Origin of the sequence: Micromonospora sp. MH33 (assembly GCF_003013775.1) — a bacterium.
Lineage (GTDB): Bacteria > Actinomycetota > Actinomycetes > Mycobacteriales > Micromonosporaceae > Micromonospora > Micromonospora fulviviridis.
Window position 1 is genome coordinate 21382 of the sequence record NZ_MUYZ01000019.1, and the last position, 25237, is coordinate 46618.

Below are 25237 nucleotides of genomic sequence, written 5' to 3' on the forward strand. Positions count from 1 at the left end.
CTAGACTGAGGTCAGGCCGCCGGAAGCCCTCACCGGCACGGCTGCGCGCGGGCGACGCGCCTCTCGTCGCGACCGGATCTCCAGGGAGCTGACTGTGACGGTGAACAACACCCGCCGGGTCACCATCGCCGCGATCGCCGACCTGGCGGGCGTCTCGGTGCCGACGGTGTCGCGGGTCATCAACGGCCGCTCCGACGTCGCCGTGCAGACCCGGGAACGGGTCGAGGAACTGCTCAACCGGCACGGCTACCGCCGCCGGATGGTCGCCGCCCGCCCCACCTCGGGGCTGGTCGACCTGGTCTTCAACGATCTCGACAGCCCCTGGGCCGTCGAGATCATCCGTGGTGTCGAGGACGTCGCCCACGAGGCCGGGATCGGCACCGTCGTCTCCGCCATCCACCGGCGTGCCTCCTCGGCCCGGCAGTGGCTCGACAGCCTGCGCGGGCGCTCCACCGAGGGCGTCATCTTCGTCAACTCGATGGTGGAGCCGTCGTTGCAGGGCGGGCTGCGACGCCTCAACATCCCCCTGGTCCTCGTCGACGCCGACGGCATCCCCCAGCAGGACGCGTGCACCATCGGCGCCACCAACTGGGCGGGCGGGCTCAGCGCCACCGAATACCTGATCGGCCTCGGCCACCGGCGGATCGGCTTCATCTCCGGCCCGCCGCGGCTGATGTGCAGCCGGGCCCGGATGGACGGCTACCGTGCCGCCCTGGAGTCGGCCGGCCTGCCCGTCGACGACAGCCTCGTCCAGCAGGGCGATTTCTACCACGAGTCCGGGTTCGCCTGCGGTACCCGGCTGCTCGCGCTGCCCGAGCCGCCCACCGCGATCTTCGCGGCGTGCGACCAGATGGCGCTCGGTGTGTACGAGGCGGTCCGGCAACGGGGCCTGCGGGTGCCCGACGACATCAGCGTCGTCGGCTTCGACGACCTGCCCGAGGTCCGCTGGTGCTCGCCGCCGCTCACCACCGTGCGGCAGCCGCTGGCGGAGATGGGCATGCTCGCGGCCCGCACCGTGCTGCGGCTGGCCAAGGGTGAGGACGTGGAGAGCCGGCGGGTCGAACTGGCCACCGAACTCGTCGTCCGGGACAGCGCCACGCCACCCCGGGAACGGTAGGCACCGCGGCTCCGCGTCAGGGGATGCGGCGGCCGTGCCCGTCCGGCACCCCGGACTTGCGGAAGAAGTACGCGTTGACCTGGTCCCGCCACTCCTCGGCGCAGCGCACCTGCTCGTCCAGCAGTTGGCGTACCCGGGCGTGCACCCCGGGTCGAGCAGCCCGGCGAGCCGGTCCCACCGTCGCCGCAGGGCGGCCACCTGCTCGGCCCCGGCGAAGTGGGTGTCGTAGATGTGCTGGATGACGGTCGAGCCGTCGTGCAGCACGTGCCCGTACGGCACGTGGTGGAAGAAGAGCAGCACTTCATCGGGGCACCGGTCGGGGGACTCGTACACGTCGCACCACGGCTGCGGGTACTGCCCGGTGAACCCGGTGCCCGAGGCCCGGGTCCGGTCGACGCCCACGCCGTCCCGATCGGCGAAGTGGTAGGTGCCCCACGGCGTGTACTCGTACCCGTCCACGTCGGGACCGTAGTGGTGGCCGGGACGGACCATGAAGCCGACGCCCAGCGGCGCGGTGTACCGCTCGTAGGTGCGGCACGAGTCGTCCATCATCTCGTGCAGGGTCCGCCGCACCAGGTCGTGGCCGCCGGCCGGTGCCGGCGGGAAGGTCAACCCGATCCACTCGTCGAGCACCGCCGCCGGGTCCAGCCGGGGATCCCAGGCCAGCCGGCCGAAGGCGTACAGGTTGGCCTGGGCCAGCGGGTGCCCGGTCCAGAAGGGGTCGTCGCCGACGTTGGCGACGGCGACCAGCCCACCGCCGCCGCCCGAATCACCGGCGGCCAGGGTGGCGACGGTGCGGTGATCGCCCCACGGGGCGAACCCGAGCACCTCGCTCCACCACGGGGCCAGGTAGCACACGTGCCGCTGCTGGCCCGTGTACTCCTGGGTCACCTGCAACTCCACCGCCAACCTGGTGGCCGGCATGGCCGCGAGCACCGGGGAGACCGGTTCCCGCGCCTGGAAGTCCATCGGGCCGTGCTTCACCTGCAGGACCACGTTGGACCGGAACCGGCCGTCGAGCGGGGCGAAGTGGTCGAAGGCGGCCCGCGCCCGATCCGTCGACCGGTCCCGCCAGTCCTGCCGGTGGTCGTAGACGAAGGCCCGCCAGTGCACCACCCCCCGGAACGGCGCCAGCGCCTCGGCGAGCAGGTTCGCGCCCTCGGCATGGCTCCGCCCGTACGTGAACGGGCCCGGCTGCCCCTCGGAGTCCGCCTTCACCACGTAGCCGCCGAAGTCCGGGATGCGGTCGTACACCTGCCGGGTGGTCCCGGCCCACCAGGCCCGCACGTCCGCGTCGAGCGGATCGGCGGTCGGCAGGCCACCGAGCACGACGGGCGCGGCGAAGGTGACCGACAGGTGGACCCGGATTCCGTACGGCCGCAGGACGTCCGCGATCGCCGCGACGTCGCCGAGCCGGTCGGTCAGCAGCCGGGCCTCCGTGGCGTGGACGTTGACGTTGTTGACCGACACCGCGTTGACGCCGCACGCCGCCAGCAGCCGCCCGTAGTCCCGCACCCGCGTCAGGTCGCCGCGCGGGGAGCCGCCGCGCGGCGGGGCCATCCGCTGGAGAACCTGCTCTGGGCCGCCGCCGGCTTCGCGCACCTGCAGATGGACACTCGCGGCCAGGGCTCCGGGTGGAGCCGGGGCGACACCCCCGACCTGGCCGGGGCCGGTCCGCAGGCGCCCGGCATGGCCACCCGGGGAATCGAGGACCCGCGCCGGTACTACTACCGGCGGTTCCTCACCGACGCGGTCCGGGCCGTCGACGCGGCCCGCCGGCTGCCCGCCGTCGACCCGGGCCGGGTGGCGGTGCTCGGGCACAGCCAGGGCGGCGGGGCCGCGCTGGCCGCCGCCGCCCTGGTGCCGGACCTGCGGGCCGCCGTGGCGTACGTGCCGTTCCTGTGCGACATCCCGCGCGCGGTGACGGTCACCGACGCACACCCGTACCGGGAGATCCGGGACTACCTGGCGGTGCACCGGGACCGGGAGGAGGCGGCCCTGCGCACCCTCGGCTACGTCGACGGGGTCGCCTTCGCCCGTCGGGCGGGCGTGCCGGCGCGCCTCTCCGTCGCGCTGATGGACGAGATCGTGCCTCCGTCCACCGTCTTCGCGGCGGTCAACGCCTACCGGGGGGCCGGTCGAGCTGGCGGTGTGGCGGTACAACGGCCACGAGGCGGGCGGTATCGACGACGACGCGGCGGCGCTCGACTTCCTCCGTACCGCCCTCGACGGCTGACTGTTGCTGCTGGCGTACCCTCTCGGAATTTTCCGGAATCCCCGCCGTAACCAGGGTGGGAGGCTGGTTCCCTCTTCGGGGCGTCCGCTCAGAAGCCCCTGATCGCTGGCGACCGACCATGCTGCTTGAGCAGTACTGGTGCGTGTGCTGACCGGTCCGTTCGCGGCGATGGGGCTTCCACAGGACTTCCGGAAGTTGTTGACAATTCGGCGCGGTGCAACCGATGCTGGCGCTGGCGGAACCTATCTACTTTCGTCGATACGAACCGCGCCGGCTCGTACCGCTGCTGGCCTCCGCCAGCCCGCACGAGGAGGAAGCACGTAGATGAACGACGCCCCCGTCCGCTCGAGGACCCCCAGACGCGGACGCCTCAGGATGCTCATCGGCGGTGCCTGCGCCGTCGCCCTGGTCACGGCCGGCACCACGGCCCTCCTGTCCAGCCCGGCCCACGCCGAGACCGTGACGACGAACTCCACCGGAACCAACAACGGCTACTTCTATTCCTTCTGGAAGGACAGTGGCAACGTCTCCATGAACATGGGTAGCGGTGGCCAGTACAGCACCCAGTGGAGCAACGTCAACAACTTCGTCGCCGGTAAGGGCTGGAATCCCGGTGCGCGCCGGACCGTGACTTACTCCGGCAGCTTCAACCCGTCCGGCAACGCGTACCTGACCCTCTACGGGTGGACGAGGAACCCGCTCGTCGAGTACTACATCGTCGACAGCTGGGGCACCTACCGGCCGCCGGGCGGGCAGGGGTTCATGGGCACTGTCACCAGCGACGGCGGCACGTACGACATCTACCGGACCCAGCGGGTGAACGCACCCTCCATCGAGGGCACCCGGACCTTCTACCAGTACTGGAGCGTCCGGCAGTCGAAGCGGGTGGGCGGCACCATCACCGCCGGCAACCACTTCGACGCGTGGGCCCGGTACGGGATGAACCTGGGCGCCCACGACTACCAGATCCTGGCGACGGAGGGCTACCAGAGCAGCGGAAGCTCCGACATCACGGTGGGTGGCACCGCACCCGGCCCCACCACGCCGCCGCCCGGCGGCGGCTGCACGGTCAGCGTCAGTCGTGCCGAGGAGTGGAGCGACCGGTTCAACGTGAGCTTCTCGGTCAGCGGCACCAGCAGTTGGGTCGTCACCATCCGCACGAATGGCGGCCAGACCCTGCAGAACAGCTGGAACGCCTCGATCAGCGGCACCAGCGGCACGCTCACGGCCCGCCCCAACGGCAACGGCAACAATTTCGGTATCACGCTCTACAAGAACGGCAACAACACCACACCCACCGCGAGCTGCGCGACCGGCTGACCTGATGCGTGGGTGGGGTGCCGTCGGTGGGCCGGCACCCCACCCGCCTCCTGCCGTCTCCTACCGCGCCCTCGCCGACCGGCCGTGGGAAGCATTCCCGGACCGTGAGGGCCGCCGGCCGGGGGGTCACCGGGAGAGGTACGCCTTGATGCTGGTCGGGACGCGCCCCGCCGCGCCCGCCACGGCGGTCCGTGCCGCTCCGGTGACCGGCACCAGCGTCTCTCCTTCGGCCGCTTCGGCCCGGAGTCCTTCACCGGCTGACGCCGCGGAGCCGCGAAAGCCGTCGGGGTTGGCGGGCCGCTGGCGCGGCCCACCAACCCCGACACGTACGTCCGGAAGCGGTTACTGCTTGCCGCCGCCGGCCCGGAAGGCCACCCAGGCGTCACTCATCCGGTCCGCCTGTCCGGCGGTGAACATGTTCATGCAGGAGTCCTGCGTGTAGTCCATGAAGTTGTGGATCGGGTCCAGCCCGGGTGCCGTGCAGGTGTCCGCACCCACCGGGCAGTTGAACTGCGGCGCCGCCTCGCGCGGAGTGTCCGCGACGTAGTCGCCGGAAGCGGAGCACCCGTGCGCGAAGGTGTGCTCCAGCATGAGCCAGTGCCCGACCTCGTGCGTCAGGGTGTCACCCAGGGCGTACTTGCCCGCCGTCCCGCCCGGCATCGACTCGTCGAGCATCACGACGCCGTCGATGTAGTCGCGGCCGTTGTTGTAACCCTTCGGGAAGTACGCCCAGCCGAGGAGTCCGCCGCCGATGTTGGCCGCGTACACGTTCAAGGTGCGGGCGTCGCCGGTGTACAACGCCCGCTTCATGTCCCGCTCGTTCTTGCCGGGCACGACGGTGTACCAGTCGCTGTTCACCGTCCACGTGGTGTCCACGAGCGAGAACCGGAACGGCGTGTCGGAGGCGTCCGCCGCCGTGCGGCCCGCGTACGAGTCGTTGAGCACCGTCATCTGCGCCGCGATCAGGGTGTTCCACCTGGTCGTCTCCGCCGCGGTGAGCGGGTGGTCGGAGATCATGTGGAAGACCGTGGGGATGGTGACGCTGCCGTTGGGCAGGCGCGGCGCGTCCTTGATCACGCCGTAGGCGTTCGCCTCGTTCTTGGAGTACAGCTCCGGCTCCTGTGCGGTGCCGCCCTCGGCCACCCGCGCCGCGCTGTGCCCGGCGGCACCCGGCTCACACGCCGCCGCACCCGCGGAGGCGCTCAGGGAGGGTGCCGTACCCGCCGCGGCCGACGCTCCGCCGGCCGCCAGGAATGTCGCCGCGGTAGCGGTCAGGACCGCGAGTTGGAAGGTCGATCTTCTGTGCATCCTTGCACCTTTCACGCCGGGGGATGGAGTCACCGAGCGGCTGGGACGGGGTCGCCGTGCGCAGGTCGGTGACATCGTCGTCCCGGTATGAGAACACGCCGTAGACCTGAGCAACAGGACCCGACAGGGCATCCTTTGCCCGGCAGGTGACACGGCCGCCGCCGTTATGGGAACCTACCCGTCGGTAACGTTCCCGGCGGAAGGCAGCGACATGGCGGACATGACGGACGAGCTGAACCCCGACTGGCAGCGGCCGGCGACACTCGACCCGGCCGTCGTCCGCCGCGCCTGGCGGGTGACCGAACCCCTGCACGCGATGATCTACTTCGTGCCGGAGGCGCACGAACGGTACGCGGCCCTCGGCCTCGCGGAGCCGGCCGGCTACTTCGCCTCCCGCGCGGCCGCCCTGGGACCGGTCGGCCCGGGCCCGGTGGTCGCCAGCTTCTTCAACTTCAACCCCGCCCTCGTCGCCCGGGTGCTGCCCGCCGCCTGGGAGCGGGCGACGCCGGCCGCCGTGCTGGCCGCCCGGCTGGCGGCCGCCGACGCGGCCCTGACCCGAGCGCTCGGCGACCTGGTGCACGGCCCGGAGATGGCCCAGGCCGCCGAGCTGGCCCGCCGCGCCGCCGAGTCCGCCACCGCGTACCCCGAGGGGCGGCCGCTGTTCGCCGCCCACGCCGCGCTGCCCTGGCCGGAACGGCCGCACCTGGTCCTCTGGCAGGCCCAGACGCTGCTGCGGGAGTTCCGCGGCGACGGGCACGTCGCCGCCCTGGTGCTGGCGGGCCTGACCGGGTTGGAGGCACTGGTGCTGCACGCCGCGTCCGGCGAGGTGTCGGTCCGCTTCCTGCGCCGCACGCGGGGCTGGAACGGCGAGCAGTGGGCGGACGCGGTCGAGCGGCTGCGCGGGCGCGGGTTGATCGAGGGCGAGGAGCCGACCCTGACCGCCGGTGGGCGGGCGCAGCGCGCGTGGCTCGAGGCCGCCACCGACCGGCTCGCGACGCCTGCGTACGCGGCGCTCGGCACCGACGGGTGCGCCCGCCTCGCCGAGCTCACCCGGCCGATGAGCCGGGCCGTGGTCGACGCCGGACTGCTCAACCTCGACAACGCCGCACCGCGCCCGCGGTAGGTGGCGGCGCTCCGGCGAGCGGGATACCGGCCGGTCCTCAGGTCACGGCCCGCAGCGCGCCACCGTTCGTCAGCCACGTCATGGTCGACGCCGAGCGCGGCGCCCGCGGCCGGTTCGAGGTCCGGTGAGTCAGGACAGGTCGAGTTGCACCGTGGCGATCTCCCAGGCCCGCAGCGGCAGCCGGACCAGCCCGGCGCCGTCGACCGCGAGCGGCTCGCCGGCCCGGCCGAGCAGGTCGGCCCGCCACGCGCCGCGGACGGTCGCGCCGCCGAGCACGGCCATGGTGTCCGCCGGGGTCTGCGCCACCAGCCGCACCTCGGTGCGGCCCGCCCGGTCCCGGACGCTGGTCAGCGCGACGCCGGCACCGTCGACGGAGAGCCCGACCGCAGGCGCGGGCAGCGCAGCGTCCGGATCGGCGGTGCCGGGGAACGCCAGCAGCTCGTGCCGGTACGCCTCGGCCGCCGCCAGCACCCCGGCCTCGTGCCAGGCCCCCCGGTACGGCAGCACCGCCAGCTCGACGGTGCGGGCGCCGCGGCACTGCGCCTCCGGCGTCGGCAGCTGCGGACCGGCGGGCTCGTCCCGCAGGGCGTGCCGGTTGCGGGACAGCATCCCGATCGACCGCAGCACGGTGACCGCCAGCTCGCGGCCGGAGTCGGTCAGCTCGTACTCGGTGGGCTGGGTCAGCAGCACGGCGAGCGCCCCGTCCGGACCGCCGGCGGCGACGAACCCGTTGGCCGGGAAGGTGGGCAGCGGCACCTCACCGCCACCGCCCTCCGCCGTCAGGCCGCGCGCCACGACGGCGAACTGGCCCTCGGCGTACGAGGCGTCGGCCGGTGACGGCAGCGGCAGGTGCAGCCGGACCCGGTGGTCGTCGCAGCGGTTGTCGAACTCGACGCGCAGCCGGACGAACCGCTCGCCGCGGCGCAGCTCGACCCGGCTGGTCACGGTGACCGGTTCGCGGTCCACGGCGCGGGAGCCGGCGTCGACGTCCGCGGCCACCGGCCACCGGTACTCGCGCACCACGTCCAGGACGGCCACCAGCGGCCCGTCGTGGCGCACCACGGTCCGCACCGCCCGTGGCTTGTCGACCAGTTCGTCGGCGGCCGGCGGGGCGTAGTTGTAGCTGTCGCCCACGTCGCCGCCGTCGACGAGCCGGCCGACCCCGTCCACGGTCACCCCGTCCGGGGTGGACAGCGCCAGCGTGCCGTCCTCGGCGACGTCGACCCGGAGCAGGCCGTTGTCGAGGCCGCGGCCGGCCACCGTGACCGGGGCGGATCCGGGCGCCGCGGTCGCCGGGAGCGGCACCGGGCGGACCGCGGCGTGCCCGAGCGGCGGCACGTCGACCAGCGCGGCGACGGTGGCCCGGGGAGCGGCGAGGATCCGTACCCGCCACCGGTCGGCCGGCCCGGCGGCGGCGAGCGCCAGCTGGACGTCCGCCACGTCGAAGGCCGGGTCGCCGTGCCGGGCCACCTCGAAGGTGAGGCTGGCGTCGTCGGGCGACACCGACCAGGCGGTGACCTCCTGGCCGTAGAGCTCCCGGCCGTGGACCCGGGTGAGCACGGCCGGCAGGTCGGCCGCCGGCACCACGTCGTCGGCGAGCACCGTGCGGCTCCGGTCGAGGACCTGCGCGGCCACGCTGCGGCCGGCGGCGTCGGCGAGCGCCACGCTGCCGTCGGCCGGCACCGCCACGTCCAGGCGCACGAGGGCGGTACGGGCCGCCGGAGTGGGGTTGAACAGCAGGTAGCCGTCCCGGGGCACGGTGGCGGCCAGCCGAGCCCCGACCAGGTCGCAGACCGCCCGGCCCAGCTGGTCGGCCTCGGCGAGGCGGGCCGCGACCTGCTCGGCGGTCTCGTCGCAGCCGCAGCCGGTCACCGAGTCGTGGCAGCTCGCGTCGATCAGCCGGGTCCAGGCCATGTCGAGGAAGCGCTGCACCGACCCGTCGTGGGTCAGGGCGGCGAGCGGTTCGGCGTACCGCTCGACGCGCCGCTCGGCGCGGTTCATCGCCTGCTTGAGGTGGGCGCGGACGGAGATCACGCCCGGCAGGATGTTGGCCCGGGCGTGCGAGCGCAGCTCGCCGCGGACCACCCGCAGGCCGTCGACCGTGGCCGGCTGGGTGGCGAAGTACTCGGCGAGAGTGCCCAGCCGCAGCCGGGTGCCGGCGAGGTCGGCGGTGGCCAGCAGGTCCGGGGCGTCCGGCGCCGGAGCGGCGTGGTCGGTGCCGTACATGGCCAGGACCGGGCTGTCGTCGCCGGCCGGGCGCCAGCCGGCGAGCCGGTCGGCGAGGTCGCCGGCCCGGCGGGTGACCTGGGCGGCGTCGTCCATCAGGCCGGCGGCGTTGCCGTAGCCGCCGGGCAGGTACTGGGTGCGGACGGTGGTGCCGTCGGGCGCCTGCCAGGCGAAGGCGTGGTGGTGCACCCGCTCGGGCACACCGCGGAACACGCAGGCGTGGGCCAGCCCGGCGCCGGCCAGGATCTGCGGCATCTGGGCGATGTGGCCGAACATGTCGGGCAGGTAGCCGACCGGCATGGCGCCGCCCAGGTCGGCGCTGCGGGCCAGCCCTCGTTCCAGGTTGCGGACGATGTTCTCCCCGGAACAGAGGAACTCGTCGAGCAGGATCTGCCAGGGGCCCACCGACAGGCGGCCGGCGCGGACCAGCTCGATCACCTGCTCCCGCCGCTCCGGGCGGACCTCCAGGTAGTCGTCGACCGCCGCGAGCTGCCCGTCCAGGGTGAACCGCTGCCGCGGGTCGTGCTCCATCCGGTCGAAGACCTCGTCGAGCAGCGCCACCAGCCGCAGCCGGAACCGCTGGAACGGCTCGTACCACTCCCGGTCCCAGTGGGTGTGCGGTACCACGATGATCTCGGTCGGTCGCGTCATCAGCTCGCCGCCTCTCCGCCGATCGCCGCCCCGGTCAGCTCACCGTAGCGGCGTACCACCTGCTGGCTGGTCCGTACGTCTGCCGCGCCCTCGGCGATGCCCGTCAGCGGGGCGGTGCCCGCGGTGACCATCGCGTGGAACGCGACCAGCTCCTGCTCGAACGCCTCGGTCACCGACCGGTACGCGGCCCGCCGCTCGCCGCCGCCGTACTCGTCCACCACGGTCAGCGTGGTCGGCGCGTTGAGCAGGTACGGCGAGGGGAACACCAGCTCCAGCGAGCCGCGGGCGTGGTGCAGGGTGACCGTCTCCCGGTAGGCGGGATAGTCCGGCAGGTTGAGCCACCGGACGCCGTAGCGGGCACTGCCGGGCAGCCGTCCGCTGATCTCCACCGACGGCTCGGCCGGGCCGTCGGGAGCCAGCGGCCAGGTGGCGACCTGCTCCACCGTGGCCGGTGCACCGGTGAACAACCGCAGCAGGGACAGGTCGTGCGAGATGCTGTTGATCAGGATCTGGTAGAGGGTGCGCGCGCCCGGGTCGGTGCCGACGGCGGCGTCGAGCAGCCGCCGGTCGGCGGCGGACAGCCGGGCCACCTCCTCGGCCGGCACGTCGCCGGCGGCCGGGGGCAGGTTGGCGAAGCGCAGCTGCCGGTCGCCGCCGGCGTGCAGCACGGTCACCTCCACGGCGTGCACCCGTTCCGCGCCGCCGAGTTCTGCCAGCAGCCGCGCGGCCTCCGCCACCGCCGGGTCGTACTGCTTCATGTAGCCGACCATCAGCCCCGCGCCGCCGGCGCCCAGCTCACTCAACCGGGCCGTCTCGGCGAGCGTGTATGCCAGCGGCTTCTCGCAGAGCACCGGCAGGCCGGCGCGCAGCGCCAGCGCGGCCAGTTCGCCGTGCGAGCCGGAGGTGGCCAGCAGCACCCCGTCGCAGCCGCCGTCGGACACCATCCGGGTCGCGTCGGTGTAGCGGCGGGCGGGCTCGACGCCGTACCGCTCGCCCAGTTCGGTCACCCGGGACGGGGACAGGTCGGCCAGCGCGACGATCTCGAACAGGTCGCCGCGGCGTTGCAGCAACGGCAGGTGCACGGCGCGGGCGATGATGCCCAGCCCGGCCACCGCGATCCGGATCCGCTTGCCCGGCTCGGTCATCGCAGCGCCTCCTCGAGCCACCGCCGGTTGGCGTGCTGGTCGGCGCGGATCCGGTCGAGGTCCCGGCCGTCCTCCGGGGCGTCCTGCTCGACCACCAGCCAGCCGGCGTAGCCGACGTCGTCGAGACCGGCGAGCACGCCGGCCAGGTCGACGTCGCCGCGGCCCAGCGCGCAGAAGCCGCCGGCGGCGACCACGTCCATCAGCCCGCCGCCGGCCGCCCGGACCCGGGCGTGGGCGGCGAGGTCGGCGTCCTTGAGGTGCACCTGGCCGATCCGGCCGGCCCAGCGGTGTACCGCGGCCACCGGGTCGCCGCCGGCCAGCGCCAGGTGCCCGGTGTCCAGGCAGATGGCGATGTCGGTCAGTTCGAGCAGCCGGTCGGCCTCCGCCTCGGTCTCCACGTCGGTGCCCAGGTGGTAGTGGAACACCGGTTCCAGGCCGCGGTCGCGGCACCGGTCGGCGGCCTGCTGCACCCGGGCGGCGAAGTCCGGCCAGGCCGCGGCGGGCAGCGCCGACGCCAGGTCGGTCGGCGTCCCGGGCCGGGCCATCCGGCCCGGGTTGCCGGGGCAGGCCAGCGTCGGTCGGGGCGCGAACCGGGGGTCGCCGGCCGGCGCGGCGGTGAACACGTCGAGCGCGGCGTCGAGCTGCACCAGGTCGGCGGCGAAGCCGGCCGGGTCGGCGAAACGCAGGTCGACCCAGCCGCCGGCGAGCCCGATGCCGGTCGTGCCCAGCCGCCGCGCGAGGGTCTCACCGGTGCCGAGATAGCCGATCGGGCCGGAGTCCACCCCGGTGTAGCCGTCGCGGGCCAGTGCCGCGAGCAGGTCGTCGGGGCCGACGGGTGCGTCGGTGGTCCGGTAGATGCCGTAGTTGACGGGGGCGCCGGCCACCCGGGTGCGTCCGGTCAGCTGCACAGTGCGATCACCTCCATGCGGTGGGACTCCAGGACGTGCAGTCCGTCGCCGGCCGGCAGCAGGCACCGGTCGCCACGGACCAGCCGGTGCCGCCCGTCCGGGTAGGCCAGCAGCGCGCCGTCGGCGTCGAGCGCCAGCAGTTCGTCACCGAGGCGCAGCAGGAGCGGCCCGTCGGGGTCGGCGGAGACGGCGGTACGGCCACCGCCCAGCGCGTCCAGCAGGGCGTCGCCGGGTGCGCTGTCGCGGTCGGCGAGCACCCAGGTGGTGGGCGAGCCGGGCAGCGCGTCGTCGCCGGGACGGTGGAAGTCGCTGCCGCCCACCGCCACGACGTCGGCCCGCCACGCGCGCGCCCACGCCAGCGGGGCGCCCCAGGTGCGGTCCCACCAGCCGGAGTGCCACACCTCGACCAGCCGGGTCCGCTCGGTCAGCGACTGCCGCCAGGCGCAGTCGCCGCCGAGGGGGTGGTTGACCGACATCAGCCCGCCGTCGCGCCGGGCGGCGGCGAGCCACTCGTCCGGCGGGCGGCGGAAGTCGACCCAGCCCACCGGGCCGAACACGTTGGCGTGCCCCCGGTCGGTGGTGACCTCCTGGCCGGGCAGCAGGGCGATGCCGTAGCGGGCGGAGGCGGCCGGCAGCCACGGGTGGTGGCTGACGGTGTTGTGGTCGGTGACGGCGAGGAAGTCCAGACCACGTGCGGCGGCGAGCGCGGCCAGCTCGTCGATGGTGTGCGCGCCGTCGCTGTGCACGGTGTGCGCGTGCAGGTCACCGGCGAGCCAGTGCCGGCCGTCGGCATCGGGCAGGTCGCGGCGCGGTGGGCGGTCGGGACGGGGTGGCGCCGCCGGTGCGGGCGGCGCGGGCTGCGGCGTGGTGCTGGTGGTGGCGGTGACCTCGTAGTCCAGCCCCTCGGGTGGGATGCGGTGCAACCGCAGCAGCACCTGCCATTCGCCGGGCTCCAGCTCGCCGGGCAGGTAGCCCGGGGTGGCCCAGTCGGCGGCGATGGTGTAGCCGTCGCGGGCCCCGCCGGACCAGCCGCGGAAGCCGCCCGGTCCGACGCAGCCGAGGTCGAGCACCCCGGCCTCGCGGGGGTAGTCCAGCCGGACGGTGAGCGCCGCGGTGCCGGGTGCGACGGTGACCGGCAGGGAGCGCAGCACGTCGTCGACGCGGTCCTGCAGGGTCCACCTGCCGCGGTGCACGACCATGGTCAGCTCCGGACGGCGGCGCCGGCGCGGGGGGCCGGCACCTCGGCCGTGGCGGTGACGGTCACCAGGGACCCGTCGCGGTAGAGCAGCGACCGGCCGGGGCGGGGCACCACCCAGCCGTTGTCGCCCGGTTCGGGCTCGCCCCCCTCGGGTACGACGACCTGCACGCTGGTCCGCTCCGCGCCGGCAGCGTCGCCCGCACCGGAGTCGTCCGCACCGGTGTCGTCGGCCGGTACGTCCAAGGAGACGAGGGAGACGCTGCCCAGGTTCTCCACGACGACGACCTCGCCGGTCAGCGCGCCCGGGACCGCGGTGGGGGAGTAGTCGAGGTATTCGGGGCGGATGCCGTAGACCAACCGCTCGCCGTCGGTGACGTGACCGCGCGAGTCGTCGGGCAGCGGCAGCCGGGCCGGACCCACGGCCAGCTCGTCGCCGTGCACCCGCGCGTCGACGAGGTTCATCGGGGTGGAGCCGATGAAGCCGGCCACGAAGGTGTTGGCGGGGCGGCGGAACACCTCGGTGGGGGTGCCGACCTGGCGGATCCGGCCGCCCTCCATCACCGCGATCCGGTCGGCCAGGGCGAGCGCCTCGGCCTGGTCGTGGGTGACGAAGACGGTGGTGACGCCGAGTTCCCGCTGGAGGCGCTTGAGGAAGGTCCGGGCCTCCAGCCGCAGCCGGGCGTCCAGGTTGGACAGCGGCTCGTCGAGCAGGAACACCTGCGGATGGCAGGCCATCGCCCGGGCCAGGGCGACGCGTTGCTGCTGGCCGCCGGAGAGCTGACCCGGGCGGCGCTCCAGCAGCCCGGAGAGGCCGAGTTCCTCGGCGGTGTCGGCGGCCTTGCTGCCGCGGCTGCGCCGGTCGACCTTCTTGATCCGCAGCGGGTAGGCGATGTTGTCCCGCACCGTCATGTGCGGGAAGAGGGCGTAGTCCTGGAAGACCATGGCCACGTCCCGCTTGCCCGGCGGCAGGCCGGTGACATCGCGCTCGCCGATCCGCACGCTGCCGCCGGAGGCGACCTCCAGCCCGGCGATGGTGCGCAGCAGGGTGGTCTTGCCGCAGCCGGACGGGCCGAGCAGGGCGAAGAACTCCCCGTCGGCGATCTCCAGGTCGAGGGCGTCCAGGGCGCGTACCCCGCCGGGGTAGACCTTGGTCAGCTCGCGCATGGTGATGGCGGACATCAGCGCTTGATCCCTCCGTGGAAGCGGAACCCGTACCGGCTGCTGACGAAGACGAACATGAGCGCCACCGGCAGCGAGTAGAGCAGCGAGAAGGTGGAGAGCAGCCGCAGGTCGGCCTGCCCGCCCTCGGTGTAGAGGGTGTACATGATCACGGCGGCGGGGGCCTTGTCGGGCCCGCGCAGCAGCAGGAACGGCACCAGGAAGTTGCCCCAGACGTTGGCCACCGCCCAGACCCCGACGGTGGCCAGGCCGGGGCGGACCAGCGGCACCACGATGTGCCGCATGATCTGCAACGGACTGGCGCCGAAGACCCGGGCCGACTCCTCGTAGGACGTCGGGGTGGAGTCCATGAAGTCCTTGAGGATGAAGATGGCCGCCGGCAGCAGCCCGCCGCTGAGGATCAGGATGACGCCGAGCCGGGAGTCGATCAGGTTCAGCCGGAAGGCCAGCTCGAACAGCGGCACCATGGTGGCGGTGCCGGTGACGATCGACGACAGCAGCAGCAGCCCGTAGAGCAGCGCGTCGCGGCCGGGCACCCGGACCCGGCTCAGCGCGTACGCGGCGAGCGCGGCGAAGGTCACCACCAGCGCCGCGGTGCCGGCGGCCAGGTAGACCGAGTTGAGCAGCGAGCTCAGCGCGTACGGGTTGTCCAACAGGGCACGGAAGTTGTCCAGGGTGAACCGCGGCAGCGAGGCCGTGACGGTCGGGGTGTCGTCGAACGGGGCGGTGGCCAGCCACAGCAGCGGCAGCGCGAAGAAGCCCAGTACGGCGCAGAGGAACGTGTAGCGGCCGACCTGGGCGAGCAGGTGGCGTACCGCCACGGTGGGCCGGGTCGACTCGGTGGGTGCGGGTGCCGTATCGGTGGTCACGCCGGCTCCTTCCGCCGGCCCAGCATGCGCAGGTAGACCAGCGCGATGACCAGGTTGATCAGCAGCATGATGAACGAGATGGCGGCGCCGAAGCCGAGTTCGCCGCCGGAGAGCGCCACCTTGTAGACGTAGACCGGCAGGATCTCCGAGCGCTGCTCGGGCCCGCCGGCGGTGATCAGGAACGGCGCGAAGTCGTTGAACGTCCAGAGGCTGATCAGCAACAGGTTGGTCAGTACGTGCCCGCGGATGCGGGGGAAGACCACGTCGCGCAGTTGCTGCCAGGTCGAGGCGCCGGCCAGCCGGGCGGTCTCCAGGTGCGACCGGGGGACGTTCTCCAGCGCGGCGGCGTAGAGCATCATCGAGAACGCCGTGCCGCGCCACGTGTTGAAGACGATGATCGACAGCATCGGGTGGTCCAGCAGCCAGGCCGTTCCGGGGATGCCGAGCAGCGCGTTGAGCGTGCCGGCGTCCCGGTCGAGCAGGGCGATCCACAGGAAGGCGACCACCGAGCTGGGCAGGATCCAGGAGAGCAGGACGAACCCCTCGACCACCCGGCGCAGCGGGCCGCGGCGGTCGCGCAGCGCGAACGCGATGGCGAAGCCCAGCCCGGCCTGGCCGATGACCGCCGAGCCGAGGACGAACTGGAGGGTGAGCAGCAGCGAGGTGCGGAACCGCTCGTCGCCGAGGGCCTGGGTGTAGTTGTCCAGGCCGACGACCTCGGGGTGGGCGGCGGCCAGGCCGGTCAGCCGGTAGTTGGTCACGCCCAGGTAGACCGTCCACGCGGCCGGCACCACCAGGAAGACCAGGATGAGCACCATGGCCGGGACGAGGAACCCGGTGGCCCGGGCCCGGCCGAGGCCGGCGGCGTCGGGGGCCGGGGAGGCGCCCGTGACCGGGCGCCTCCCCTCCACCACCTGATCAGGAGGTGACGTTACCTGGGCCACCGACGATCCCTTCGACCTTCTTCTGGTACGCGGCGGCCGCCTCGTCGGCGCTCTTGCCCGCCGCGGCCGCGGCGGTCGCCTCCTGCAGCGCCACCGACACCTGCGGGTACACCGCCAGCGGCGGCCGGTACGCGGTCACCGGCAGCACCTTCTCGGTGATGAAGCTCAGCATCGGGTCGCCCGCGAGGACCTCCTTGTTGACGTCGGTCCGCGCGGTGATCCGCTTGTCGCCGGCCAGTTCGGCCTTGACGCCCTCCGCCGAGTGCATGAACGACAGCAGTTCCCACGCCTGGGAGGGGAACTTGGAGTTGGGGTTGAGCACCCGGACGCCGCCACCGGACATGCTGACGAAGTCCTGACCGCGGATGCCGGCGCCGGGCTGCTTGGCGGGAATCATCGCGTACCCGACGGTGGTGTCCCGGTCGGCCATCTTGGCGATGCCGGTGGTCGGGTTGACGACGCTGCGCCAGAAGTAGTCACCCTCGGCGAGGATGCCGATCTTGCCGGCGGCGAACTCGGCGAACGACTTGTCGCGCCCCTTGGCTTCCTGCTGGAGCTTCGGGTCGCCCAGGCCGCCGCCGTAGACCTTGGTGTAGAACTCGAGCATGTCCTTGACCGGCTGGGTGGCGCCGGACCACTTGCCGTCCTTGTAGATCTCGCCGCCCGCGCCCGCCAGCAGCGGCAACGCACCCTGCATGGAGGTGGCCTCGCCCATCGCGGTGCCGGCGTTGATCTGGATCGGGGTCACCCCGGGCAGCGCCTTGAGCTTCGTGCCGGCGTCGAGGATCTCCTGCCAGCTCTTCGGCTGCCAGTCGGCGGGCAGGCCGGCCCGGGCGAAGAGCTTCTTGTTGTAGTAGAGGACCCGGCCGTCGGTGCCCAGCGGGATGCCGTAACGCTTGTTCTCGAACGAGCCGAGGCCCTGCACGGTCTCCGGGATCTGGGACCAGCCCTCCCAGGAGTCGACCTGGTTCCCGGCCACCTCGGACAGCGGCTTGAGGTAGCCGGCCTGGACGAACTCGCCGACCCAGATGCCGTCCACGGCGATCACGTCGGCGCCGCCCTTGGAGCGCAGGTCCAGGGCCAGCTTGGTCTTGTACTGCTCGTCGTCGACGCCGCTGGGCACGAACGTCACCTTGGCGGTGACGCCCTTGGCCTTCTGCGCCTCGACGAACTTGGGGATGACCCACTTTTCGATCCACTCCGCGCCGGCGGAGTTCTTGCCGCCCACGATGGAGTTCGCGGAAATGGTGAGGGTGATGTTCTTGGCGTCTTTGCCGGCGGGCTCGTCCGAGCCGCCGCAGGCCGTGGCGGCGAGGGCGACGGCGGTGAGCGCGGCGAGCACGCCCGCTGCGCGTCTCGGCTTGGCTGACATGGGCTGTTTCCCTTCGCAAGGAGTGACTTCGAAGAGACTCGCGGGGTCGCCCCGCCGGCCGCACGTCCGCCGCCGGCGGTGCTTGCGGCCACAATGTCATGACAGCCTGACGACGTAAATACCTGTCACTGAAATGAGCGCGAAACATCCACCGTCACCGCTCGGCGACGGTGACCTCGAGGGAGTAGCGGCTGGCCCGGTAGATGTGCGCGCCGTGCTCGACGTAGCGGCCCTGGTCGTCGTACGCGGTGCGGGTCATGGTCAGCAGCGGCGCGCCGCGCCGCTCGCCGAGCATCTGCGCCTCGGCGGCGGTGGCGGCCCGCGCCCCGATCCGCTGGTGGGCGCCGCGGATCCGCCGGCCGCCGGCGCGCAGGATCGCGTAGAGGCCGTCGGCCTGCAGGGCCGCCATGGTGAGCCGCGGCAGGTCGACCGGGAGCCAGTTCTCCATGAGCGCGAGGGGTTCCCCGTCGGAGAAGCGCAGCCGGCGCAGGTGCTGCACCTCACCGCCGGGCGGCAGGCCGAGCGCCGCGGCGACCGCCGGCGGGCAGGCCACCGTCGCCAGTTCCAGCACCGAGGTGGACGGTCGCTGGCCGGCCCGGACCAAATCGTCGTGCAGGCTGGTCAACTCGACAGCCCGGCGTACCTCACCCCGGACCACCTGGGTGCCCACACCGCGCCGGCGCACGATCAGTCCCTTGTCGACCAGGTGCTGGATCGCCTGCCGCACGGTGGGCCGGGACAACCCGAGCCGGTCGGCCAGTTGCAACTCGCTGTCCAGGCGGTCACCCGGGGCCAGGTCACCGCGCTGGATCGCCGCGGCGAACTGCTCGGCGACCTGGAAGTAGAGCGGGACCGGGCTGCTGCGGTCGACCGCGATCTCGGGGCCGGTCACGGAAACCTCCTCGCTGCGGCTGTGCGGGATCGGGGCGTGCTGACGGGCGCCACTGTACCGAAGCGATCACCCAGCGCAGAGGGCAGATGTCATGACAACACATTGACACAACTCATGGAGCACTGTTACCAATCAGGGACGGGATCGAGCTGGCGGGCACGCCGACGCCGGCCGGGACGGAGGGCGCCGCATGCTCGATGTGCTCACCATCGGCCGGGTCGGGGTGGACATCTATCCGTTGCAGGTCGCCACGCCGCTGGCCGAGGTCGAGACCTTCGGCAGGTTCCTCGGCGGCAGCCCCACCAACGTGGCGGTCGCGGCCAGCCGGCAGGGGCTGCGCGCCGGGGTGATCACCCGCACCGGCGCCGACGCGTTCGCCGACTACGTGCACCGGGCGCTTCGCGAGTTCGGTGTGGACGACCGCCACGTCCACCCGGTCGACGGGCTGCCCACCCCGATCACCTTCTGCGAAATCTTCCCGCCGGACCACTTCCCGCTCTGGTTCTATCGCACCCCCACCGCCCCGGACCTGCAGATCCGTTCCGAGGAACTGGACCTCGACGCGATCGTCTCGGCCCGCGTGTTCTGGCTCACCGGCACCGGCCTGTGCCAGCAGCCCAGCCGGGACGCGCACACGGCCGCGCTCGCCGCCCGAGCCGGCCGCCCGCACACCGTGCTGGACCTGGACTACCGGCCGATGTTCTGGCCCGACCCGGCGGCCGCGACCGCGGCCGTCGCCGAGGCGCTGCCCCGGGTCACCGTCGCGGTCGGCAACCTCGACGAGGTGGAGATCGCCGTCGGCACCCGCGACCCGGACCGGGCCGCCGACCTGCTGCTCGAACGCGGGCCCCGGCTCGCCGTGGTCAAGCTCGGGCCGGCGGGCGTGCTCGCCCGCACCGCGGAGCAGAGCGTACGGGTGCCGCCGGTCCCGGTCGACGTGGTCAACGGGCTCGGCTCCGGCGACGCGTTCGGCGGCGCGCTCTGCCTGGGGCTGCTGCGCGGCTGGCCGCTGGAGCGCACCCTGCGCTTCGCCAACGCCGCCGGGGCGATCGTGGCCTCCCGCCTGGCCTGCTCCGCCGCCATGCCCGACTACGCCGAGACCGTGGCGCTGGCCGGGGACGCCGTGCCGCGTACGGCGTCGTCGACCGCCGTCCTGACAGGAGAAGACCGGTGAGCACCGAGTACGAGGCGCTGACCCGCACCCGCGCGCACCGGCCGCAGGCGATCGCCGAAGCCGCCGCCCGCCGTACCCGTCGACCCTGGCCCGAACCCGGCCGGCCGCTGTTCGTCATCGCCGCCGACCACCCGGCCCGCGGCGCCCTCGGGGTGCGGGACCGGCCGATGGCCATGGCCGGTCGGGTGGACCTGCTCGACCGGCTGCGCGTGGCGCTGTCCCGGCCCGGCGTCGACGGCGTGCTCGGCACCCCGGACATCCTGGAGGACCTGCTGCTGCTCGGGGCGCTGGAGAACCGCCTGGCCATCGGCTCGATGAACCGCGGCGGCCTCTCCGGCGCCACCTTCGAACTCGACGACCGGTTCACCGCCTACGACGCCGACAGCATCGCCGCGATGCGCTACGACGGCGGCAAGATGCTCTGCCGGATCGACCCGGACGACCCGGGCACCGCCGCCACCCTCCAGGCCTGCGCCCAGGCGGTCACCGCCCTCGCCGCGCACCGCACCGTGGCCCTGGTCGAGCCGCTCTGGGTGGCCCGGGACGGCCGCCGGGTCAGCGCCGACCTGCGCCCCGAGGCGGTCATCAAGGGCGTCAGCGTCGGGCAGGCGCTCGGCTCGACCAGCGCGTACACCTGGCTGAAGCTGCCGGCCGTCGACGAGATGGAGCAGGTCATGGCCGCGACCACGCTGCCGGTCCTGCTGCTCGGCGGCGACCCGGTGGAGGCGCCCGACGTGGTCTACGCGCGGTGGGCGCGGGCGCTGCGGCTACCCGGCGTGCGCGGCCTGGTGGTCGGCCGGGCGCTGCTCTACCCGCCCGACGACGACGTGGCCGCCGCCGTCGACCTGGCCGGCTCGCTGCTGCCCACCGGGCAGGACGCGTGAGGACCGGCGACGCGCACCTGCCCTGGGGCGGTACGGCCCGGGCGCCGTGGGGGCTGGAGGTCACGCCCGAGCGGGCCGGTTGGACCTACGCCGGCCTGCGGGTGCTCACCCTGCCCGCCGGCGGCGAGGTCAGTTTCGCCACCGGCGACGACGAGATGCTGGTCCTGCCGCTGGCCGGCGCCGCCACCGTGCACTGCGACGGGCTGCGGCTCGCGCTGACCGGACGCGAGTCGGTGTTCGGCGCGGTCACCGACTTCGCCTACCTGCCCCGGGACGCCGGCGTGACGATCCGCGGCGCGGGGCGGTTCGCGCTGCCGTCCGCGCGGGCCGCCCGCCGGCTGTCGCCCCGCTACGGCGCGGCCCGGGACGTGCCGGTGGAACTGCGCGGCGCCGGGCCGGCCAGCCGGCAGGTCAACAACTTCTGCGCGCCGGACGCCTTCGACTGCGACCGGCTGGTCGCCGTGGAGGTGCTCACGCCCGGCGGGAACTGGTCGTCGTACCCGCCGCACAAGCACGAGCAGGACCGGACGTATGACGACGGGCGGGTGGAGGCCGCGCTGGAGGAGGTCTACTACTTCGAGGTGGCCGGCGGCGCGCCGGGCGACGGTCCGGTGGGCTACCAGCGGGTCTACGGCACCGCCGACCGGCCCGTCGATGTGCTCGCCGAGGTGCGCACCGGTGACGTGGTGCTCGTCCCGTACGGCTACCACGGGCCGTCGATGGCCGCCCCGGGCTACGACCTGTACTACCTGAACGTGCTGGCCGGACCCGGCGCCGCCCGGACCATGGCCTGTGTGGACGATCCCCGGCACGGCTGGATCCGGGGCAGCTGGGCCGGCCAGCCGGTGGACCCGCGGCTGCCGCTGACCCGGCCCGGAACGAAAGAGGCGTCATGCCCAGGTTGACGGTGGCGCAGGCGCTGGTGGCGTTCCTGACCCGGCAGTTCTCCGAACGCGACGGGCGGCGGCAACGGCTCATCCCGGCCTGCTTCGGCATCTTCGGCCACGGCAACGTCGCCGGGATCGGCGAGGCCCTGGCCGGCGCCGGCGCCGACCTGCCGTACCACCTCTGCCGCACCGAGCAGGGCATGGTGCACACGGCGGCGGCGTACGCCCGGATGACGGACCGGCTCAGCACCCTGGCCTGCACCACCTCGATCGGCCCCGGCGCGACCAACCTGGTCACCGGCGCCGCCGGTGCCACCATCAACCGGCTGCCGGTGCTGCTGCTGCCCGGCGACGTCTTCGCCACCCGGGTGGCCAACCCGGTGCTCCAGGAACTGGAGGACCCCCGCTCCTACGACGTCAGCGTCACCGACGCGCTGCGGCCGGTCTCCCGCTACTGGGACCGGATCAACCGCCCGGAACAGCTGCCGGCCGCGCTGCTGGCCGCCATGCGGGTGCTCACCGACCCGGCCGAGACCGGCGCGGTCACCCTCGCCCTGCCGCAGGACGTGCAGGCCGAGGCGTACGACTGGCCCGACGAGCTGTTCGCCGAGCGGGTCTGGCACGTGCCGCGCCCCCGCGCCGACGAGGCGGCGCTGGCCCGGGCGGCCGGGATCGTGCGGGCGGCCCGCCGGCCGCTCGTGGTGGCCGGCGGCGGGGTCATCTACAGCGGGGCCACCGGGGCGCTGCGGCGGTTCGCCGAGGAGCACGGGGTGCCGGTGGCCGAATCCCAGGCCGGCACCGGCGCGCTGCCGCACGACCATCCGCTCGCCGTCGGCGCGGTCGGCGTCACCGGGACCACCGCGGCCAACGAGATCGCGGCCGGCGCGGACGTGGTGATCGGGGTGGGCACCCGCTACAGCGACTTCACCACCGCCTCGGGGACCCTCTTCGGCGACGGGGCGCGCTTCGTGAACCTCAACGTCACCGGCTTCGACGCGGCGAAACTGTCCGGCACGCAGGTTGTCGGCGACGCGCGGGAGAGCCTCGCCGCCCTCGACGAGGCCTGCGCCGGCTGGGGCACCGAGCCGGCGTACCGGGAGTCGGTGGCCCGGCTGCGCGAGCGGTGGACGGCCGTGGCGGACGCCGCCCGGCACGCCGACCCGGACGCGCCGCCCACCCAGACCGCGGTGATCGGCGCCGTCAACGACGCCGCCGGCCCGCGCGGCGTGGTGGTGTGCGCGGCCGGGTCGATGCCCGGCGACCTGCACCGGCTGTGGCGCAGCCGCGACCCGAAGAGCTACCACGTGGAGTACGGCTACTCCTGCATGGGCTACGAGATCGCCGGCGGGATCGGGGTGAAGCTGGCCGCGCCCGAGCGCGAGGTCTTCGTGCTGGTCGGCGACGGGTCCTACCTGATGCTGCCGAGCGAGCTGGCCACCGCGGTCGCCGAGGGCGTCAAGCTGGTCGTGGTGCTGGTCGACAACTCGGGCTTCGCCTCGATCGGCCGGCTGTCGGAGAGCGTCGGCGCGCACCGGCTCGGCACCGCCTACACGGACCGGGCCGGGGCGCCGCTGCCGGTCGACCTCGGCGCCAACGCGGCTAGCCTCGGCGCCGACCTGATCCGGGTGTCGACCATGGCGCAGCTCCGGGCGGCGCTGGCGACGGCGACGGCGGCCACCCGGACCACCGTGGTGCATGTCCGGACCGACCGGTTCCAGGCCGGTCCGGACGCCGGCGCCTGGTGGGACGTACCGGTCGCCGAGGTCGCCAGCACCGCTGCGGGGCGGGCCGCCCGTGCCGCGTACGAGGCGGGGCGCAAGAGCCGGCACACCCACCTGCGTCCCGCCTGACCGGTGTCCCGCCGGGCGTCGGGCGGGAGTGCGCCGCCTGGCCGTGATCCGCGGCGACCGGCCCGTAAGGTGGTGCCATGATCACCTGTGTCGTGCACTACACCATCGACCCCGCGCAGATCGAGGCGTTCGAACGCTTCGCCCGCGAGTGGATGCGGCTGGTGGCCGAGCACGGCGGTGTGCACCACGGCTATTTCCTGCCGGCGGAGGGGGCCAGCGACCGGGCCGAGGCGTTGTTCAGCTTCGAGAGCCTGGCAGCGTACGAGCGTTACCGCGCACGGTTCGGCGACGACCCGGAGTTCGTCGCGGCCGACCGCATCCGTGACGAGTCGGGTTGTGTCCTGCGGTACGAGCGAACCTTCATGCGCCCGCTCCTGCCGACCGACTGAGCGCGCCCTGCCGGCGCGGTCAGCGCAGCCCGATGGTGACGGTGGCGGTCAGGCCGTCGGCGCGGCGACGGAGGATCAGTGAGTCGGCCAGGTGATCCGCCAGCCAGAGGCCCCGGCCGCCGGCCTCGGTCCCGCCGGCCCGCTGTATCGACGGCGGGTCGGCGCCCGGGCCGTGGTCGACGACGTCGCAGCGCAGTTCGTCGCCCTGTCGCCGAAGGTGCAGGTGGCCCGCCCCGCCGCCGTGGCGTACCGCGTTGGTGGCGAGCTCGTGGATGGCGAGGACGAAGCCCTCGGCCGGTTCGCCGGTCAGTCCGGCCGCCTCGACGCGGGCGGCGACGGCATGCCGCAGCTCGGTGATGGTGGCCGCGGTGAACCGCCGGGACAGCAGCGAGGACTCATGTCGCGCGTGCCCGGCCCCCGTCGAGTTGATCTCGGCCGGCGGTGTGGAACCGCCCATGGAAAAGAGGCTACCCGCATTCCGAATATCCGCTGCGGGCAGTGTCGCGGCGGCCCGGCCGGGCACGGAGGTGACGCGGTGGTCACCGTGCGTGACGCTGGCCCGGACGCCCGGCAGCGGTCGCCAACTCGTCCAGGCCCAGGCCGCGCCTCGTCTCCTCCAGGCCCTGCACATAAGGCGTCCGGCTATCGGGCCGGGCGGCAGGCCTCTCTTTGTGGGAGAGCGGCGGAATCCGCTGGCGGCAAGCTGAAAAAGGCGAGCTTCCGGTCAACCTAAGGGCCATTTCCCGATAGCGGTCAGGGATTGTGGAAAAGCGCTCGCGGTTAAGCGTTCTCCCTGGTCACAGCCGGATTGGATGGACCGGCAATGGTCGCATGGCGGCACCCGTTCGGTAAATGGCTGAGTCCGCATGGTGGCAGGAGTCTGGTGAACGGGATTCACCGCCGCAGAATTCGAATTCGACCGAGGAAACTGTTGCCCCGGCGGCTCTCACCTGCAGGAGCCCATCGCGCCGTCGACCCAGCCGGCCGAGGCCGTGCCGGGCGGGTTCGCCAGCTGGCGTGAACTGTTCTCGGTCCAGGATCGGCTCAACGCGGCCGCCGGCGAGATCACGGCCGCCTGCGGTGCGGGCTTCGCCGGCGTGGTAGCCGCGCCGGAGGACCGCAAGCTCACCGTCTACTGGAAGGGGCGGGTCCCCGGGTCCGTCCGCGACCTGGCCAGGCAGCTCTCCGTGCCGGTGACGTTCAAGCCGGCCCGGTTCCACCAGCGCGAGATGGTCGCCGAGGCGCAGCGGCTCGCCGCCGACCCGCGTGCGGTCTCGGTGGCCGCCAAGGTCGACGGCAGCGGGCTCGCGGTGACCGTCACCGGCAAGGCGCTGGCGTCGGGGAAGCGGGACGTCCTGCGTACCGCGCGGCTGCCGCTCAGCGTGAGCACCGCGTCGAGCCCGACGCTGCTCGACCGCCAGAACGACTTCGCCCCGTACTGGGGTGGGGTTAACAACTGCTAGCGCCTCGGCGGTCTTCAGCGACATCTAGCGCGCTATAGTTGCTGCCGTGAATTTGAAGGAGTGGGCGGCGGCAACTGGTATCTCGTACGTGACCGCGCGGCG

At 73.6% G+C, this 25237-nt stretch carries 22 protein-coding genes and 1 pseudogene; 10 read left to right on the top strand and 13 right to left on the bottom strand.

The window, feature by feature from the left end; all coding sequences use genetic code 11:
- Positions 1-94 precede the first annotated feature (94 nt).
- On the top strand, positions 95-1117 hold the full coding sequence (locus tag B0E53_RS05740) for a LacI family DNA-binding transcriptional regulator (RefSeq protein WP_107075023.1): 1023 nt from the start codon (positions 95-97) through the stop codon (positions 1115-1117).
- A gap of 16 nt (positions 1118-1133) precedes the next feature.
- Here the strand turns inward: B0E53_RS05740 and B0E53_RS40350 are convergent, their stop codons facing one another.
- Together B0E53_RS40350 and B0E53_RS40355 are read right to left on the bottom strand one after the other, a co-directional pair.
- Entirely contained in the window at positions 1134-1295 is a 162-nt protein-coding gene (locus B0E53_RS40350) for a hypothetical protein (RefSeq protein ID WP_348639646.1), read from the bottom strand.
- Between the two features lie 593 nt (positions 1296-1888).
- Positions 1889-2587, bottom strand: a pseudogene (locus tag B0E53_RS40355) (alpha-glucuronidase); the annotation flags it as partial.
- On the opposite strand from B0E53_RS40355, the gene B0E53_RS05750 reads away from it, so the two are divergent.
- Positions 2474-3403 carry an acetylxylan esterase gene (locus B0E53_RS05750; protein WP_246835258.1) on the top strand — a complete coding sequence of 310 codons (930 nt, stop codon included), beginning with the start codon at positions 2474-2476 and terminating at the stop codon, positions 3401-3403. The pseudogene B0E53_RS40355 and the gene B0E53_RS05750 overlap by 114 nt on opposite strands.
- A 274-nt stretch (positions 3404-3677) precedes the next feature.
- Complete coding sequence (locus tag B0E53_RS05755) at positions 3678-4673, top strand: glycoside hydrolase family 11 protein (RefSeq protein WP_107075024.1); 996 nt, start codon at positions 3678-3680, stop codon at positions 4671-4673.
- A 342-nt stretch (positions 4674-5015) separates the two neighbouring features.
- On the opposite strand, the gene B0E53_RS05760 is transcribed toward B0E53_RS05755, so the two are convergent.
- Positions 5016-5981 (bottom strand): zinc metalloprotease, encoded by a 966-nt coding sequence (locus B0E53_RS05760; protein WP_107075025.1) that lies wholly within the window; start codon positions 5979-5981, stop codon positions 5016-5018.
- 211 nt (positions 5982-6192) lie between these two features.
- Between B0E53_RS05760 and B0E53_RS05765 the strand changes: the two genes are divergently transcribed.
- Positions 6193-7104: a hypothetical protein gene (locus B0E53_RS05765; RefSeq protein WP_246835259.1), complete on the top strand. Its 912-nt coding sequence runs from the start codon at positions 6193-6195 to the stop codon at positions 7102-7104.
- Between the two features lie 129 nt (positions 7105-7233).
- Here the strand turns inward: B0E53_RS05765 and B0E53_RS05770 are convergent, their stop codons facing one another.
- The 9 genes from B0E53_RS05770 to B0E53_RS05810 all read right to left on the bottom strand — a co-directional run bounded on the left by B0E53_RS05770 (position 7234) and on the right by B0E53_RS05810 (position 18488).
- Positions 7234-9981 (bottom strand): glycoside hydrolase family 38 C-terminal domain-containing protein, encoded by a 2748-nt coding sequence (locus B0E53_RS05770; RefSeq protein ID WP_107075026.1) that lies wholly within the window; start codon positions 9979-9981, stop codon positions 7234-7236.
- Positions 9981-11126 carry a Gfo/Idh/MocA family oxidoreductase gene (locus B0E53_RS05775; protein ID WP_107075027.1) on the bottom strand — a complete coding sequence of 382 codons (1146 nt, stop codon included), beginning with the start codon at positions 11124-11126 and terminating at the stop codon, positions 9981-9983. The genes B0E53_RS05770 and B0E53_RS05775 overlap by 1 nt, the downstream gene beginning before the upstream one ends.
- Positions 11123-12034, bottom strand: a complete 912-nt coding sequence (locus B0E53_RS05780) for a sugar phosphate isomerase/epimerase (RefSeq protein ID WP_210405942.1) — start codon at positions 12032-12034, stop codon at positions 11123-11125. Before B0E53_RS05780 ends, B0E53_RS05775 begins: the two co-directional genes overlap by 4 nt.
- On the bottom strand, positions 12025-13233 hold the full coding sequence (locus B0E53_RS05785; protein ID WP_107075028.1) for a CehA/McbA family metallohydrolase: 1209 nt from the start codon (positions 13231-13233) through the stop codon (positions 12025-12027). The genes B0E53_RS05780 and B0E53_RS05785 overlap by 10 nt, the downstream gene beginning before the upstream one ends.
- 2 nt (positions 13234-13235) lie before the next feature.
- Positions 13236-14411, bottom strand: a complete 1176-nt coding sequence (locus B0E53_RS05790; RefSeq protein WP_107075029.1) for an ABC transporter ATP-binding protein — start codon at positions 14409-14411, stop codon at positions 13236-13238.
- A complete protein-coding gene (locus B0E53_RS05795; protein WP_210405943.1) occupies positions 14411-15280 on the bottom strand; it encodes a carbohydrate ABC transporter permease in 870 nt (289 codons plus the stop codon). The genes B0E53_RS05790 and B0E53_RS05795 overlap by 1 nt, the downstream gene beginning before the upstream one ends.
- Complete coding sequence (locus tag B0E53_RS05800) at positions 15277-16224, bottom strand: sugar ABC transporter permease (protein WP_210405944.1); 948 nt, start codon at positions 16222-16224, stop codon at positions 15277-15279. The genes B0E53_RS05795 and B0E53_RS05800 overlap by 4 nt, the downstream gene beginning before the upstream one ends.
- Positions 16199-17596 carry an extracellular solute-binding protein gene (locus B0E53_RS05805; protein WP_107075030.1) on the bottom strand — a complete coding sequence of 466 codons (1398 nt, stop codon included), beginning with the start codon at positions 17594-17596 and terminating at the stop codon, positions 16199-16201. The genes B0E53_RS05800 and B0E53_RS05805 overlap by 26 nt, the downstream gene beginning before the upstream one ends.
- Positions 17597-17750: 154 nt before the next feature.
- Positions 17751-18488: a GntR family transcriptional regulator gene (locus B0E53_RS05810; RefSeq protein ID WP_107075031.1), complete on the bottom strand. Its 738-nt coding sequence runs from the start codon at positions 18486-18488 to the stop codon at positions 17751-17753.
- A gap of 190 nt (positions 18489-18678) precedes the next feature.
- On the opposite strand from B0E53_RS05810, the gene iolC reads away from it, so the two are divergent.
- From iolC to B0E53_RS05835, 5 genes are all read left to right on the top strand, one after another.
- Positions 18679-19662, top strand: coding sequence for a 5-dehydro-2-deoxygluconokinase (gene iolC, locus B0E53_RS05815; protein ID WP_107075032.1), 984 nt, complete (start codon positions 18679-18681; stop codon positions 19660-19662).
- Positions 19659-20546, top strand: a complete 888-nt coding sequence (locus tag B0E53_RS05820; protein ID WP_107075033.1) for a deoxyribose-phosphate aldolase — start codon at positions 19659-19661, stop codon at positions 20544-20546. Before iolC ends, B0E53_RS05820 begins: the two co-directional genes overlap by 4 nt.
- Complete coding sequence (gene iolB / locus B0E53_RS05825; protein WP_107075034.1) at positions 20543-21451, top strand: 5-deoxy-glucuronate isomerase; 909 nt, start codon at positions 20543-20545, stop codon at positions 21449-21451. Before B0E53_RS05820 ends, iolB begins: the two co-directional genes overlap by 4 nt.
- Complete coding sequence (gene iolD / locus B0E53_RS05830; protein ID WP_107075035.1) at positions 21439-23283, top strand: 3D-(3,5/4)-trihydroxycyclohexane-1,2-dione acylhydrolase (decyclizing); 1845 nt, start codon at positions 21439-21441, stop codon at positions 23281-23283. The genes iolB and iolD overlap by 13 nt, the downstream gene beginning before the upstream one ends.
- Before the next feature lie 77 nt (positions 23284-23360).
- Positions 23361-23672 (top strand): NIPSNAP family protein, encoded by a 312-nt coding sequence (locus tag B0E53_RS05835; RefSeq protein ID WP_107075036.1) that lies wholly within the window; start codon positions 23361-23363, stop codon positions 23670-23672.
- Between the two features lie 19 nt (positions 23673-23691).
- Here B0E53_RS05835 and B0E53_RS05840 read toward each other — a convergent pair whose 3' ends face one another.
- Positions 23692-24129 carry an ATP-binding protein gene (locus B0E53_RS05840; RefSeq protein WP_168215236.1) on the bottom strand — a complete coding sequence of 146 codons (438 nt, stop codon included), beginning with the start codon at positions 24127-24129 and terminating at the stop codon, positions 23692-23694.
- Between the two features lie 535 nt (positions 24130-24664).
- On the opposite strand from B0E53_RS05840, the gene B0E53_RS05845 reads away from it, so the two are divergent.
- Positions 24665-25135 carry a hypothetical protein gene (locus tag B0E53_RS05845; RefSeq protein WP_107075038.1) on the top strand — a complete coding sequence of 157 codons (471 nt, stop codon included), beginning with the start codon at positions 24665-24667 and terminating at the stop codon, positions 25133-25135.
- Positions 25136-25237 lie beyond the last annotated feature (102 nt).